The sequence below is a fragment of the Carnobacterium viridans genome, assembly GCF_900102725.1.
Classification (GTDB): domain Bacteria; phylum Bacillota; class Bacilli; order Lactobacillales; family Carnobacteriaceae; genus Carnobacterium_B; species Carnobacterium_B viridans.
The window spans coordinates 812510-828596 of sequence record NZ_FNJW01000008.1; the positions used below are offsets into that span (position 1 = coordinate 812510).

Below are 16087 nucleotides of genomic sequence, written 5' to 3' on the forward strand. Positions count from 1 at the left end.
ATGATTGAATTAAATGTCTGTCATCTTTATGGTGATTTATTAAATACTTATGGAGACAACGGAAATTTATTGATGTTAAAACATCGCGCTAAAAAAAGAGGCGTTCAATTTAATATTGAAATCGTTAGTTTGAATGACCCATTTGATGCAACTAAATACGATTTAGTGTTCTTCGGCGGCGGGCAAGATTTTGAGCAAAGAATCGTTTCAAAAGATATTCAAGCTAAAAAAGAAGCTATTACGGAATACATCGAAAACGATGGCGTTACAGTCGGTATTTGTGGCGGGTTCCAATTATTGGGCCACTATTATGTAGACGCTGCAGGAAATAGAATCAACGGTATCGGTGCTTTGAACCACTACACCTTGAATCAAGACGACAATCGTTTTATTGGTGATATTGTCATTAAAAATGATGAATTTGGTGAAACCTATAAAGGTTTTGAAAACCATAACGGTCGTACTTTTCTTGGTGAAGGCGTCAAACCACTGGGCGTTGTGGAAATGGGTTATGGCAATAATGGCGAAGATAAAACAGAAGGTGCGCATTACAAGCAAACGTACTGTTCCTATTTCCATGGACCCTTATTAGTTAGAAATACAACATTAACCGATCGCATTTTGAAAGAAGCTGTAAAAAAACGATTCCCTAAAGAAGCAGAAGAATTATTTGCTTAGTAAAAAAGCTCTATATTGTTTGGTATGAGTGAACTACTCCCCAAACAATATAGAGCTTTTTATTTTGTTATGGGACTAGTGTATCTAACCAGGAAGTTTAGCATCCTAGGCGTTTGAGGCAATAATTTCTAAGTTGCCTTCGATGGTCCATTCTTTAATATCGTTTGGCAAGATTAGGTGAGTTCCTTTTGTTAGTTCATATTCTCCAGCTTCGACAATCAATTTGCCGTTTCCATGTAACACGCTAACAAGGGTGTAAGGAGCCGTTGCAACAAAGTTGGCTTTGCCATTTACTTCCCATTTATAGACATCAAAAAATGAAGTCTTTACAAAGGTTGTGATTGTTGCGTCTCCCTGTTTCACACTGTTCATTTCAGGAGCTGGGTCAATATGAGGAACAGTTGTCACATCAACGGATTGTTTGACATGCAATTCTCTTGTATTTCCTTGCTCATCTTTACGGTCATAATCATATACTCGATAAGTTGTATCACTGGATTGCTGTGTTTCCAGAATAGTAATACCTCCACCAATCGCATGGATCGTTCCACTTGGTACAAAGAAAAAATCTCCTTCTTTAACTTTAATGCGACGCAATAACGCATCCCATTTCCCATCAAGAATCATTTGTTCTAATTCTTCTTTTGTCTGAGCATGGTGTCCATAGATGATTTCTGAACCTTCATCCGCATCAATAACATACCAACATTCTGTCTTGCCCAATTCACCTTCGTGTTCCATGCCGTATTGATCATCGGGATGAACTTGAACCGATAAATCATCTGCTGCATCTAATATTTTCGTCAGCAAAGGGAAAACTTCTCCTTTTTCGTTGCCGAATACGTCACGGTGTTGATCCCATACTTCAGCTAGAGTCATGCCTTGGTAAGGTCCATTTTTTACTGTACTTGGCCCATTTGGATGAGCGCTGATGGCCCATGCTTCTCCAGTTTTATCACTTGGCAGATCATAGCCGAATACATCATGCAATTTTTTTCCACCCCAAATTTTTTCTTGCAACACAGGCGCTAATATCAATGGTTCATTCATCATTTTGCTCCCCCTAAAATACATTACTTATTCATGGCTTCCCTTTCTGCTAAGTAACAGTTTATCAGAAGGTCTCGTTGGCTAAGATATTCTGACTTGTTATCATTAGTTGGATGAACACGATTGGACAGAAAAACAAACGCTTCTTTTTCTTTGACATCCAATAAAATAAAGGTTCCTGTAAACCCAGTATGAAACAAATAATTCTTAATGCCGTTTTTCTTACTATCCCACCCCAGAGACCGGTTTAACTTACCAGTTGGTGTCCAATCTGTTAACAATGATAGCACAGTTGTTTCATTAAGAATACGTTTTCCATTAAATTTCCCTTTATTCAACATCATTTGACTAAAGGTTAAACAATCTGTCAGCGTCGAAAATAATCCAGCACTTCCACAGTGATCCCCTAATATATACGCTTTAGGATCGTGGACCGCTCCTCTTATCAGCCCTCTCTTTTGATCTACTTCAGTAGGAACACATTTTTGTAGATCAATAGGATGATAAGACGTGTCCTTTAAATCCAACGGCCTGCTAACACGAGCAGCAAACAGATTAGCCAAAGTGTCTTGCTCAATCTCTTCAATAATAAACCCTAATAAGATAAACCCTGTATCTGTATAGCGCACTTCTTCTCCAAAACCTTTTCCTACTGGCAAATGAAGAATAGCTTGCTTTAATTCTTTTGCAGATAAAGAATTACGATTTGGGATGTAACCTTCTAGTCCAGATGTATGAGTTAACAAATGTCTGATTGTTACCGCTTGGGCTGAAAAAGTTGGTAAATATTGTCTGACTTTATCATCAATCGCTAATTTACCTTCTTGCCACAGTTGCAAAATCATTGTTGTCGTTAACACTACTTTTGTTAATGAAGCAATATCATAAATAGAATTTTCTCTGAGAGGTTCTTTTTCTGGAACTGTGGCAGATAAACCTTCATAATATTCCCGTTGTTTACCATCTTTAATAAAGCCAAAACTTGCTCCCGGAAGTAAGTTATCTTCAATTAATTGTTGAATAAAAGCATTTGTTTTTGGGTACATTTTATTCTCCTTTCTGGGTCATTTTCTATACTTCTACTTACTATTTCATCATTATAATGGAAGTTGCTGCTTTCTTCTATACTGACTTCTAATCGTTAGTTTTATGACAACAAAAAAACCAGCAAGAACTTTGCCGGTTTGATGTTTTACTCAGGCTCTATACTTTTTAGTGTTGATAGCTTAGTTAAATTAATGGCACGTAAATTCTGGAGGAATAGGGTTTGCTTGTAGCCATGAAAAGGATTCAATTCGAATTACAAAGCGTTGGCGCTTCAGCGATTACACTTTATTTTAGGCTTGAAAGCTCTGAAGACTATGAACTTTAGGCTTCAGACATTCCCATGGCTCTCCACAAGCAAAACCGTCTATTCCAGAAGAAATTTTATTTTCTTCTATTCAACACCATTTGACGAAAAGTCTTTATTCGTTAGTGGTTAGTTTCATTGTTATCCCATTAGTATCTTCTAACGAAAGTGTTTGTGTTGTTTCATCTACTTGATAAGGATATTCTTTTTCGTCAAGGTTGTTTTTTACTTGCGAAAATTCGTCATCAGTAACAATAATAGTAAAGTAATCTAATCCTCTTAGACCTTTTTGAGCGGCTGGAATATTTTTACCAGCCCATACATTGGCTCCAATCTGGTGATGATACTCACCGGCTGCGAAGAATTTTGCTTGAGGTCCAAATTTAAATTTCAAATCAAACCCCAAAACATCTTGATAAAACATTTCCGTTTCTTCCAATTCAGCTACAAATAAATGAACATGTCCCATATACGTTCCTTTAGGCATTCCTTGAAATTCTTCTTTTGCTTCTCCTATTACACCTTCTGCATCCATCGGTTTTGTTACTCCAGCTATTTGGCCATCTGATCTGATATCCCACATTGATTTTGGCTTATCAGTATAAATTTCAATACCATTGCCTTCTGGATCATCTAAATAAAGAGCTTCACTGTAACCATGATCGCTTGCTCCGGTTAACGGATATTTAGATACTAAAAGGTGATACAAGATTTCTCCTAAGTCTTTACGAGTTGGCAGCAAAAATGCAAAATGGTACAATCCAGTTGTAGTTGGTTTTTCACCAGCCGGTACAACTGGTTGTAATTCCAACAGGACTTGTTCTTCACCAAAAGCACCTAGTTCAAGACTTTGTTCTGTTTCATTTTTTATTTCTAAACCAATTACAGATGTATAGAAATTTTTCATATTCTCCATATTTTCAACATTTAATACCACTTTTCCAATAATCGTTTTCTCAGATAGCATCATTTGTTTCTTCCTCTTTTCTTTTTTTTATTGATCCACTAATGACTCGTCGAACACTTACTTTTAATAAGTTTACTAACAATATCTTTTATTTGCAAGGCTTTTACATAAACTTCTTTTAGTAAAATAGACTATATGACTTTTTAGTTTGGAAATTATCCGTTAAAAAGGCGATTTTCACTTAATTTCTATTTTTTCGTCACACTTTTTTCATAATTGCGTACTATACTATGTATATACCAAAACAACAAACCAACTTTTTCATATTTTCTTTTTTACTCCTCCAAAGTAAAAAGAATCCTTACCCTTTCCACTTTAGCGTTCCCCGCTAGAGTGGTTTTTTTGTATCATAAAAAGCTGGGACTAAATCGTCCCAGCTTTCAAAAATTAGCCTTCTTTAAAAAAAGGATTCGTTCTTTTTTCATAACCGATTGTTGTTTCATCACCGTGTCCTGGGTAGACACGCAAGTCATCTGATAAACAAAACAATTGCTCTTTAATACCTTTTAACAAGGCTTCAGAATCGCTGCCAGTCAAATCCGTTCGACCAATACTTCCCTTGAATAAGGCATCACCAGAGATCACAAAGTCAGCGAAAATAAAACTGACCCCACCCGGTGAATGGCCTGGTGTTGGGGCAACTTTAAATTGAAACCCTTCAATATCATATGTTTTCAGTAGTTCAAATTCAAATTCAGCCAGTTCTGCTGTAATAGGATGTCCTGAGTGAATCGAAAGGTTTAATATCGGATTGCCAAGCCATGCTTGTTCCAATTCACTAACATAAACGGGAATAGAATAACTTTTTCTGACTTCTTCTAAAGCACCGATATGATCATAATGCGTATGTGTCAATAAAATAGCGATAGGTACTACTTTTAGTTCATCTAAAACCTTTTTTATCTTTACAAATTCATCCCCAGGATCAACGATCAACGCTTTTCCTTCTTGATAGATAACATAACAATTTTCTCCGATCATTCCAGTAACAATTTTTTTAATCTGTGTCATTTGTTTAAACTCCTTTTCTTCCTAACGTATAGGGCTAGTTTAGCAGAATTTATAAAAAAGGAACACAACGACGGTTTCAACTCATTTATATTGAGCTCACCAAAAGAGTCGATTAACTAACTATTTGTTGAACAAATTGACTGTTGTATAAGTCAGCATAAAATCCATTTTTGGCCATCAATTCATCGTGAGTACCTGTTTCAATAACATCTCCATGGTTCATTACAATAATATTATCGGCATCACGAATAGTAGAAAGTCGATGAGCCACTACAAAACTGGTTCTATTTTTCAGTAGTTTTCTCATCGCTTTTTGAATCAATACTTCTGTTCTTGTATCAACACTAGAAGTGGCTTCATCTAAAATTAGAATTTCTGGATCCACTAAAAAAGCACGCGCAATAGTAATCAATTGCCTTTGACCTGACGAGATATTACTAGCTTCTTCATTCAATAAAGTTTCGTATCCATGAGGGAGTTTTCGTACAAAATCATCTACATGAGCCGCTTTTGCAGCATTATAAACCCGTTCGTCATCTTGGCCATATAATGCATTCCCATAACGAATATTGTCGATAATAGTACCATTAAACAACCAAGTGTCTTGCAGAACCATAGCAAAACGCGACCGTACTTCTTCTCTGGAGAAATCTCTAATGTCCACACCGTCAAGCTTAATACTTCCGCCGCTTATATCATAAAAACGCTCTAACAAATTGATTAAGGTCGATTTTCCAGCACCAGTCGGTCCTACAATAGCAACCATTTGCCCTGCTTCAACGTTTAAATTAAAATCTTTCATCAATAATGGTTCATCTTTTCCGCCATAGCCAAATTGAACATGCTCGAATTGTACCTTGTAAAGGGAGTTCTCTACAGGTGGAATAAAAGAAGATTCATTGGTCATCTCTTCTTCATCTAGCACTTCAAAAACACGCTCCGCTGAAGCCACGGTTGCTTGAATCATATTGATAAGATTCGCCATTTCACGAATAGGTTGGTTGAATTGATTTGAATATTGCAACATGGCTTGTACATTTCCTAAGGTTACTGCTCCATTTGCAACAAAGATTCCACCAACTACAGCAACAGCCAGATACCCTAAGTTACGAATAAAGGCCATTAGTGGCATGATTAATCCCGATAAAAACTGTGCTTTTCGCGAAGCTTGGTAGAGTTGGTCATTTTTTTCTTCAAATTTTATCATTTCAGTTTCTTCTTGATTGTAAGTTTTTACTACAACATGCCCTGCATACGTTTCTTCAACTTGATTATTCAATATTCCTAAACTTCTTTGCTGCACTGCAAATAATTTTTGCGACCTTGGAGCGATCAAGCTGATGGTCACAACGCTTATTGGAACAGTAATCAAGGTAACCAGTGTTAAGGTTCCGCTGATAGTAAACATCATGTACACTACTGCAAAAAAAGTGACTAGACTGTTGACAAACTGAGTCAGTGTTTGCTGTAAAGTATTGGCAATTTGGTCCATATCGTTTACTGCACGAGACATAATGTCACCATTTGAATGGGTATCATAATAATTCATCGGAACCCGGTTCATTTTATCTTTTAAATCTTTTCGTAAATCGTACACGGTCCTTTGGGCTACACGAGTCATTGTAAATTGTTGGAAGTAAGTGAAGATTGCAGAAAACAGATAAAGTATTGCCACAGTTACCAAGATGCTAGCAATTGAATTAAAATCGATTGGCAAAACCTCAACTAGCTGTCCCCCTTCTCGTGGCTGCATTCCGTCCATCACACCTTTAAATATTTCGGTTGTGGCTTTTCCTAAAATTTTTGGTGTCTGAGCCTGCAATACAATCGCTATAATCGCTAAAATGAATACACCGATTAGCGCAACTAACCGTTTGGACATATAGCCAAGCAGTCTTTTTATTGTCTTCCAAAAATTTTTTGGTTTATTTTCACGAAGAGATTTAGTTTGAGCGGGACTGTTTCGACTCATTACATCTCCTCCTCTTTCATCTGAGATCTCATGATTTCTTGGTAGGTCTCATTGGTGTTCTTTAACTCTTCATGTGTTCCTTTACCAACCATCTTTCCTTCTTCTAAAACAATGATGGTATCCGCTTGAATAACTGAGCTGATTCTTTGGGCAATAATCAAAACTACTGAACTTCTAATTTCTGGGATCAAAGCTTTTCTCAACTTTACTTCCGTTTTAAAATCTAGTGCTGAAAAAGAATCGTCAAATATCATGATATCTGCCTTAGAAACGATTGCTCTAGCTATGTTTAATCGTTGTCTTTGCCCACCTGAGAAGTTCCCACCACCTTGTTCTACTAATGAATCTAAACCATTTGTCAATTCAGAAATAAAATCAGCTGCTTGTGCGATTTCTAATGCACACCACATTTCTTCATCTGTTGCATCTGGTTTTCCGTATTGTAAATTTTCGCGAATCGTTCCTGTGAACAGTAAAGCTTTTTGCGGAGCATATCCTGTAAAACTGCGCAATTTTGACTGCTTCATTTTACGTATATCAACCCCATTAATAGTGATTCTTCCCGATTCAACATCATAAAAGCGTGTGAGTAAGTTTGCGATAGTTGTTTTTCCAGAACCTGTTCCTCCAACAATTGCGACTACCTCACCTTTTCTACCTTCAAAACTAATTCCTTCTAAAGCGAGTTTTTCTGCTCCCAAATAACGGTAATTTACTCCTTCGAAGGATAGCGAACCGACGTCTTTCTTTTGAATAGCAACTGGATGTTTAGGATCTTTAATGGTACTTTTCATAGCTAAAACGTCATTGATACGCGCTGCAGAAACTTGTCCCCTTGGAATAAATACAAAAACCATTGATAGCATCATAACGCTTATCAAAATTTGCATGGCATAAGTCAGAAAAGTCACTAAATTTCCAACTTCCATATCTCCTACACTGACGTACTCTCCGCCAAACCAAATGATGGCTATATTCGTTGCACTAACAATTAAAATCATGACCGGCATCATAAAGCTTATAATGGTTTGGGCCTTAATAGATGTCTCAGCAAAATCCTTATTTGCTTCGTCAAAACGGTTCATTTCTGAATCATTTCGATTAAACGCACGAATCACACGAATCCCTGTAAGTCCTTCACGAAATATTAGATTTAATCGATCTGTTTTCTTTTGCAATGATCTAAAATAAGGCACTGCAAAGTATAAAATCACTGCTATAAAAATTGCTAATATTGGAATGACATACATAAAGACTTGAGCCAATTTTGGTTCACGACTATAAGCCAATATCCCTGCTCCGAAAAGCATAATAGGAGCCATGATCATCATCCTCAGCATGATCATTGTAACTAATTGAATTTGTTCTACATCATTTGTTGTTCTAGTAATAAGAGAAGACGTTCCTATTTTATCTATTTCATCATTAGAAAAATAAGAAACTTTTCGGTAAATTTCCTTGCGTAAATTTCTTCCTAATTGTTGGGATTGTTGTGCAGCCAAATAAACATTGGCAATTGCAGCGAGTATGCTAACAAATGAAAACCCTAACATTTTAACACCTACAGAAATAATATAATTTACATCTCCCGTTGCTACTCCATTATCAATAATCTCCGCTGTTAAGGTGGGAAGATATAAATCTCCGACAACTTGAATGACCATAAATACAACAGCCCAAAAAACAGCCCAATAATTCAATTTTTTTAATAAATTAAACATCTTTTCCTCCTTGAGCTACGTTTTGGTTTAATAGTTATTCCATCCTTATTTTATCGTCTAATGAATGTAGCAAGTTTAAGTCCTATTCTTTAGTTCTATCTGATTAAAGACAAATCAAAATTATGTTCCTTATTATAAGTAACAATTTATTCTTTTTCAACTAACTATCCTTTCCTCCTAAATATTGGCCTTGTTGTTTAAGGTGTATTTTAGTAAACTACTAAAGAGACAAGTAAGAGAGGGCTCTCAAATCAAAAAAATGAAAGAAGGATTCCATTTATGACACATTTATTAGTTGTTCGTGCACACCCACTAGATAGCGAGCATTCTCGTTCGATGCAAGTGACTGATGCCTTCGTAAAATCATATACTGAAAGTCATCCTGAAGATACGATTGAAGACATTAATTTATATGATTTAGCTGTTCCAGATATCGACCGTAATCTACTACAAGCTTGGTCAGAGTTAGGTACTGGTATTGCTTTTGATGAATTATCAGAAGCCAAGCAGCAAAAAATCACTTTATTTAATGGATACACAAACGGCTTTTTACATGCTGATAAAGTTGTTATCGCAAACCCTTTATGGAACTTAAATGTTCCCGCTCGTTTAAAAGCATGGGTCGATACGATTACTGTTGCTGGAAAGACATTTAAATACAATGAAAAAGGCGAAGCTGTTGGGCTTGCTGGTGATAAAAAAGTCTTACATATTCAAGCAAATGGTGGCGTTTATGACGGAAAAGATCCTGCCAATCAATATTTAAAAACGATTTTAACCTATATAGGTGTTAGTGATTTTCAAGAATTATTTGTTGAAGGTATGGACTATGCGCCTGACAAAGCAGCTGATATTATAGCTGAAGGAATTGAAAAGGCAACAGCCTTAGGAAAAACATTCTAGCTAGTTGATTCATCTTTAAAAAACAGACTGAAAAAATTAGCTGTAGCAGCTTTTTTTTCCAGTCTGTTTTTCTTTATACTTATATTTTTTATTAACACTAGTCTTTTTTTGATTTTCTCTTTACTGCTACAACTGGTGGTGGCGCTGGATTTTCATCATTGTCGTATAAACCAGTGTAGTCTTTATACCATCTAAAGAAATGAACAACGATAACCTTTAATACGGCATATCCTGGAATACCTAGAATTACACCAGGAACACCAAAAATTTTCCCAGCTGATAGCAAGACGATGATGATCGTAAGAGGATGAACCTCTAAGTTATTTCCTAGAATTTGCGGTTGGATCACTCTTCCTTCGATCGTTTGTTCAATAGCAAATACAATCAATACCTTGATCAACATACTTGGTGAGTCTACCAGAGCAATCACAATAGCTGGAACAGTTGCTAAAAATGAGCCTAGATAAGGAATCAGATTTAGGAATCCAGCTAGTACACCTAGAGTTACAGCATATTCCAATCCAATAATAGCAAATCCTATCCAAAACATTAAGCCGACAAAAAAAGCTACCATTAATTGACCACGTATATATTGACTAATTTGCATATTGATTTCGGATAACAATTGGTACGTACTAACTCTCATTTTTGAAGGAATGATTTTCATTATGTGATAAGGAAGATTTTTTCCATCTTTCAGCAGGTAAAACAAGATAAACGGCATCGTGATAATCGCAATGACAACATTTGTCAATGCTCCTACCACGCTTCCGATACTAGCGAAAGTTGAACCTACGAATCCATCCGCTTGTTCAGAAAAATTGGACATTATGTTTGTATTGAAATCAGATAATCTTGTTTGAAATTCAGATAGCACATCACTTCTTAACCAACTATCAATTTGAGAAACAATATTGTCCCAATAAATTGGCCAGTTTTTAATGATACTAATGGTCTGTTCCTGAATGATTGGAATCAACGTTGTAATTCCCCAAACAATTAAAGCTCCTATAACAATAAATATCCAAGTTATACCTAACAAACGGGGAATTTTTTTCCGCTCCATCCAATCGACCAAAGGATTAACTAAGTAATACAACACTCCTGCTAAAATAACCGGTAATCCAATAATACTTAAAAAATCTCTAATTGGTGAAAAAACATACTCAACTTTTGGAAACACTAATAGGTTTAAAAAAACCAAAAGAGTAATCAATAAAATTGAAACGACTTTATTATTCAAAAACCATCTCCAAAACCACGTTGCTTTCTCACTGGTTTTGTTTTTTATTTTTTCTTCGCCCATGTCTTCACCTCTCTCATCTGTCCCAATACACTTATAATTCTAATTGTTGTAACTTATTTTAGTTCCCACAGATACTTCAGGCAACTCATGTGGCGCTAAATAAATACCGCTTTCGATTCGATCATCCTTTGGAACTTCTGAAAACGAAAGGGTAACGTGTCCAATAGTATTCAAATTTTCATTTGCTAAACTTCCGACTGTTTCAATAGTATATACCTTTTCATCAAAAGAAATTGTATCCCCTGTTTGTAATTTTACTGTTTCTTTATCTTCTTCAAAAGATTGAATAATGGCTACGGTACGAATTTCCTCTGTAGCTTGCTCTCCAAATAAAATTATCATTGGATCTTTTTTGCTAATAGCATTTTCTCCGATTGCAGTTATTGTTCCAATTAACATATTATCCATTCCTTTCACATTTTCATATTCTTCTATTCTTATTTATTTTACCATATTCACTCTTCTAAGGGTTACTAAATGGTAACCTTCCTAATAAACAATAGTAAATCATTCTTTTAAAAATGCTTATAGTGATTGCTACATGTTAATGAGACTGGTATGATAAATTAAACTAGACTAGACTACCCAATAATGGAGGTGGATTTTATGAATTCTACTACTAATGAGCAACACTTAAAAATAGAACAAGCTGAAAAGATAATTAAAGAGCTTCGTCATCCATCATTTAGGTTGACAAAACAAGACGATAACTTAATGACCACGGTCACTCTAACAAAGGATGTTTCAACGGAATTCAAAGAATTTTTCATCTTACATAGAGAAACTGGAAAAAAATATTCTTTTAAAGCAGATAATACTAATGAATTCTATTCTTTTTCAGTTGACATACGTTCTTTTATTAAAAAATATGTTCCCGAGAATCCAAAAGAACATTTTGAATTTTATTTTACTGTTCGTTATTTAATAGACGATCATGAAATCGAAAAAGATGAACCTTTATCTCTGAACCGTTTTACTCATTATGAATCCTTTGGGTTGACGGAAGTACAGGATAGCGGTCATCATCTTTATCCTTATTTTAGTCGTAAAACACAAGGATTTTGTTTTACCATCAATATTCCAGTCCGCAGTGTACGCTATATTCAAGATTCAACAATCGATACTCTTCAATTGAAAAAAGACACTTTAGCACTAACAGGTACAATCGTAACAAAAGCGATTCCTATTAATCGGGTTGACACTGTAATGGTGGGAAGAAAATTCGGTCATCGCCAAGTCATCCATTCAGATCATCAACTTACAGATTCAACTGATGGAACACATCTCCATTGTTACGATTATCAAATTAATATAGATTTAGAAGAATGTGCCCGCGATTTTTTTATCAGCAACACAATTGACGAGGATTTTGATTTATACTTCGAACTGTATTTAAATGGTTTTTTTAATCCGACTATTATTCGTGTGTCTAATCCCAGCGATGCAAATGCCAAGAAAAATTACACTAGTTTTTCTTATTCTTATGGAAAAAACACTAAGTTTTTAGCTCCTAATTTTACCGGACAATCAAACAACTTTATTCTTTCTGTGACAAATTTTGAAAAAGAAACTGTCGAATATATGAATGAACTCTTCCCCTTTGCGCCTGTTTTACGCCCTTTTTATAGTAATCGAGGTATTTGGATCATTGGTGAAACTCCTATGGAAGCTAAAAATAACGGGTGGGCTTTTTATCGTTACATGAGACAACGGTATCCAGAAAAAGAAGTTTATTATGTCATTGACAAAACTTCGCCTGACTACGCTAAAGCTGCAGCTTTAGGAGAAGATCACCTTTTGATTTATAAATCAAAAAAATACATTTGGGCTTTATTAATGGCACAATTATTGATTACAACTGAAGAACCTTCTGCTATCTTGCCAACACGCAATCCTTTGTGGCTAGATGGATTGAGCGCTAAGAAAGTTGTTTTGCAGAAAAATGTTCTTGGTTTGCAAGATAGTAGAGCTAGTTTAGAATACGATACTAAGCGATTCAAAGCAGATTTATTTTTTGTCAGTTCAAAAACGGAGAAACGACTAGCAATCGAAACCTTAAACTTTCCTGAAGATAAAATTTCTATCACTGGTTTACCTCGTTTTGATGAGCTACTAAAGGACGAGTCTCTTTCAGCAAGTAAACATCAGCTGCTTATTTTTCCGATGAATCATGATTCTGGTTTATACTACCAATCGGACGTCATTGAACATTTGACTTTATCTTTTATTTCGCTATTAAAAAACCCTATATTTTTAGACTTTGTTCAGCAGTACCAACTAGAGGTTGTAATAGCTCTTCCTACTGCGATGCTCCATTACGTAACAGCCTTTACTGAATGTAATTGTACTGTCTTGCTTCAAAGTCAAGAAAACATCCAACAACTGATTAAAGAGAGCAGCCTTTTGATCACAGATGCGGATCCTATTGCTTTTGATTTTAGTTTCTTACTAAAACCAGTTTTATTTTATCAACCAGATATTAAAACTTTGGCTTCTGAAGTGCCATTTAATTCGACTCATATTTATTTAAATGAGCTACCGGGTGAAATTACAACTTCTGAAGAAAGTTTGATTCATTTGCTGGAACAAATCGGTATAAATCAATTTCAGGTTTCTCGTAAAAACCAACAAAAAGCAGATGCACTGCTTTACTATCATGATACTCAATCAAATCAGCGAATCTATGAAGCAATTACAAATCTTCTTCATTAATCGAATGATTCCAATCATGAAAAAAGTTCTTTAACAACTTCTTCTGGAATGGACGGGTTTGCTTACTTGTAGCCATGGGACCTTTACACGGCTACAAGCACCCCCTATTCCTTCAGCAATTTTGGATAATCGATTTAATGGATCTATCAACACCAAAAAATATACAGCCCAAAAAGACACTTTTTTTCTAAAAAGTGTCTTTTTACTTTAATTCTTTAACTAGCAAGTGCTATACTTGAAATTGAAAACTGTTACATAAAACCAAGGAGGCTTTATCAATGAAAGAAACCATTTATTTAGGAACCTATACTAAAGGAAACAGTGAAGGTATATATGAGATCATCTTAAATACTCAGACAAAACGATTAGAAGAAGCAAAACTTTTAGCAAAAGTAGGCAATCCTACTTATTTAGCTTTATCAAATGGAAAAGATATCATTTATTCTGTTAGTAAAACGGCTACTGGTGGTGGACTTGCTGCATTTAAGAAAAAACCTGCAACATCTTATGAAAATACAGCAACTTTATTTGAGAAAACAAGTGAATTAATTGAAGAAAATGCTGCTCCACCATGTTACGTCGCTTACGATGCCGATCGCTCATTAGTTTATACAACCAGCTATCATGATGGCTTTGTTTCTGTTTACAAAACAGATAATAAAGGCAACTTAACCTTAACAGATGTTAAGCAACATGAAGGATCCAGCATTCATGAAAACCAAGAAAAAGCTCATGCACATTACCTTAATCTTACGCCAGATCGTCAATATGTAGTTGCTTGTGATTTAGGGACAGACAAAGTTTACACTTACAAAGTTTCTGAAGATGGAAAATTAGATTTAGCATCTACGTATACGGCTAAGCCTGGTACAGGTCCTCGTCACTTAGTTTTTCATCCAAATGGTAAATTTGCTTACCTTGTCGGAGAGTTAACGAGCGAAATTGTTGTATTAGCTTACAATGCTGCTGATGGTTCATTCGAAACTGTACAAACAGTTTCTTCTATTCCAGACACACATACTACTTTCAATAGTGGATCAGCTGTGCGCGTTACTGAAGACGGTCGTTTCTTGTATTCTTCTAATCGTGGCCATAATTCAATTGCGGTATATGCAATTAATGAAACGGGAGATTCTATTGAGCGTATTCAGTTGATTCCGTCTGAAGGAGATACTCCTCGTGATTTCGCACTAGACCCTTCTGAGCAATTTGTCGTCGTTGGCCATCAAAATTCTGATAAATTGACTTTATTTGAAAGAGATGCAGAAACTGGTCTACTGTCTCTGCTTCAAAAAGATGTTTATGCTCCAGAATGTGTTTGTGTCACATTTGACTAACGCCAAGTAAAAACTAATCTGAACCTATAATGGGTTCGGATTGGTTTTTTATTTTTATCTCAGTAACATTTATCTCTAATTAAACTTATTTATTGTAAGTGATTGTATGGTATGTTATAGTTACGTTATAAATTCATTTCATTGATTCATTGTTAGACGAAAGGAGATTTTATTTCATGATTAAAGGCATCCATCATATCTCAGCTTTCACTAAATCAGCTAGAGAGAATCATTTTTTCTATACCTCTGTTCTTGGATTGCGCTTTGTAAAAAACACAGTCAATCAAGAAAATACAGCTGTGCGGCATTTATTTTATGGAGATTATCAAGGAAACCCTGGTACTCTGCTGACTTTTTTTGAATTAAAGAATGTTGGCAGTGCTTATCCTGAAAATAATTATTTCTCCACAGTTGCCTTAAAAATTCCTAAAGGCATGTTAACGTATTGGGAATCTCGTTTAGCGCGTTATTCAATTGAAACCACATTGGATCAAAATGAACCGATTCTATTCTTTAAAGATCCTGATTCCTTTGAACTGTCTCTGATAGAAGTTGATGACGTGATTTTACCTGAGAATGCGACTAAGCATTCAGATGTCCCACCCGCAAATCAGATCATAGGAATTTTTGAAAGTTTTCTTAAAGTTGAGCGTCCTGAAGAAACGCTTTCTTTTTTATTCGATTATTTAGGTTTATCTTTATCTAATCAAAGACAACGCGTTCAACTTGATCACCAAGATGTTTTCACATCTGTTACTTCTAGCCGAAAGACAAATTTATCTCGAATGGGAAGAGGATCGATTGACCATATTGCTTATACCGTTCATTCATCTAAAGAGCTAGAAGAGATGTATCAAAAAGCTGTACGAATGGAAATTCCCATTGATCAATATGTTGAACGAGGTTATTTTAAAAGCTTATATGTAAAAGAACCAAACGGTCTACGAATTGAATTAGCCACTGAAACTCCTGGCTTTATACTTGATGAACCCTTTGATACATTAGGAACAACACTAGCACTACCCGCTTTCTTAGAAAACAAACGAGCAGAAATCGAAGCTCAATTGGAGGATTTTTAA

At 35.4% G+C, this 16087-nt stretch carries 13 protein-coding genes; 5 read left to right on the forward strand and 8 right to left on the reverse strand.

What is annotated here, in order from left to right; translation table 11 throughout:
* Positions 1 to 678, forward strand: coding sequence for a type 1 glutamine amidotransferase (locus tag BLT48_RS05235; RefSeq protein ID WP_035023805.1), 678 nt, complete (start codon positions 1 to 3; stop codon positions 676 to 678).
* 105 nt (positions 679 to 783) lie between these two features.
* Here BLT48_RS05235 and manA read toward each other — a convergent pair whose 3' ends face one another.
* The 6 genes from manA to BLT48_RS05265 all read right to left on the reverse strand — a co-directional run bounded on the left by manA (position 784) and on the right by BLT48_RS05265 (position 8750).
* On the reverse strand, positions 784 to 1728 hold the full coding sequence (gene manA, locus BLT48_RS05240) for a mannose-6-phosphate isomerase, class I (RefSeq protein ID WP_089978667.1): 945 nt from the start codon (positions 1726 to 1728) through the stop codon (positions 784 to 786).
* A gap of 23 nt (positions 1729 to 1751) precedes the next feature.
* Positions 1752 to 2774: a serine hydrolase domain-containing protein gene (locus BLT48_RS05245; protein WP_089975901.1), complete on the reverse strand. Its 1023-nt coding sequence runs from the start codon at positions 2772 to 2774 to the stop codon at positions 1752 to 1754.
* Between the two features lie 420 nt (positions 2775 to 3194).
* On the reverse strand, positions 3195 to 4049 hold the full coding sequence (locus tag BLT48_RS05250; RefSeq protein WP_089975904.1) for a VOC family protein: 855 nt from the start codon (positions 4047 to 4049) through the stop codon (positions 3195 to 3197).
* Between the two features lie 384 nt (positions 4050 to 4433).
* The gene (locus BLT48_RS05255) at positions 4434 to 5057 is read right to left on the reverse strand and encodes an MBL fold metallo-hydrolase (RefSeq protein ID WP_089975906.1); all 624 of its coding nucleotides are present in this window, start codon (positions 5055 to 5057) and stop codon (positions 4434 to 4436) included.
* Between the two features lie 112 nt (positions 5058 to 5169).
* Entirely contained in the window at positions 5170 to 7029 is a 1860-nt protein-coding gene (locus tag BLT48_RS05260; protein ID WP_089975909.1) for an ABC transporter ATP-binding protein, read from the reverse strand.
* Positions 7029 to 8750, reverse strand: a complete 1722-nt coding sequence (locus BLT48_RS05265) for an ABC transporter ATP-binding protein (protein WP_035023815.1) — start codon at positions 8748 to 8750, stop codon at positions 7029 to 7031. Before BLT48_RS05265 ends, BLT48_RS05260 begins: the two co-directional genes overlap by 1 nt.
* Positions 8751 to 9029: 279 nt before the next feature.
* Here BLT48_RS05265 and BLT48_RS05270 point away from each other — a divergent pair, with 279 nt between their 5' ends.
* A complete protein-coding gene (locus BLT48_RS05270; protein ID WP_089975912.1) occupies positions 9030 to 9653 on the forward strand; it encodes an NAD(P)H-dependent oxidoreductase in 624 nt (207 codons plus the stop codon).
* Between the two features lie 97 nt (positions 9654 to 9750).
* On the opposite strand, the gene BLT48_RS05275 is transcribed toward BLT48_RS05270, so the two are convergent.
* Positions 9751 to 10959, reverse strand: coding sequence for an AI-2E family transporter (locus BLT48_RS05275; protein WP_089975915.1), 1209 nt, complete (start codon positions 10957 to 10959; stop codon positions 9751 to 9753).
* Between the two features lie 39 nt (positions 10960 to 10998).
* Positions 10999 to 11358, reverse strand: coding sequence for a PTS glucitol/sorbitol transporter subunit IIA (locus BLT48_RS05280; RefSeq protein ID WP_035023821.1), 360 nt, complete (start codon positions 11356 to 11358; stop codon positions 10999 to 11001).
* Positions 11359 to 11565: 207 nt separating this feature from the next.
* Between BLT48_RS05280 and BLT48_RS05285 the strand changes: the two genes are divergently transcribed.
* The 3 genes from BLT48_RS05285 (at position 11566) to BLT48_RS05295 (ending at position 16087) form a co-directional block, all read left to right on the forward strand.
* On the forward strand, positions 11566 to 13671 hold the full coding sequence (locus BLT48_RS05285) for a CDP-glycerol--glycerophosphate glycerophosphotransferase (protein ID WP_035023823.1): 2106 nt from the start codon (positions 11566 to 11568) through the stop codon (positions 13669 to 13671).
* A 278-nt stretch (positions 13672 to 13949) separates the two neighbouring features.
* The gene (locus tag BLT48_RS05290) at positions 13950 to 15008 is read left to right on the forward strand and encodes a lactonase family protein (protein WP_089975918.1); all 1059 of its coding nucleotides are present in this window, start codon (positions 13950 to 13952) and stop codon (positions 15006 to 15008) included.
* Positions 15009 to 15184: 176 nt separating this feature from the next.
* A complete protein-coding gene (locus BLT48_RS05295; protein WP_089975921.1) occupies positions 15185 to 16087 on the forward strand; it encodes a VOC family protein in 903 nt (300 codons plus the stop codon).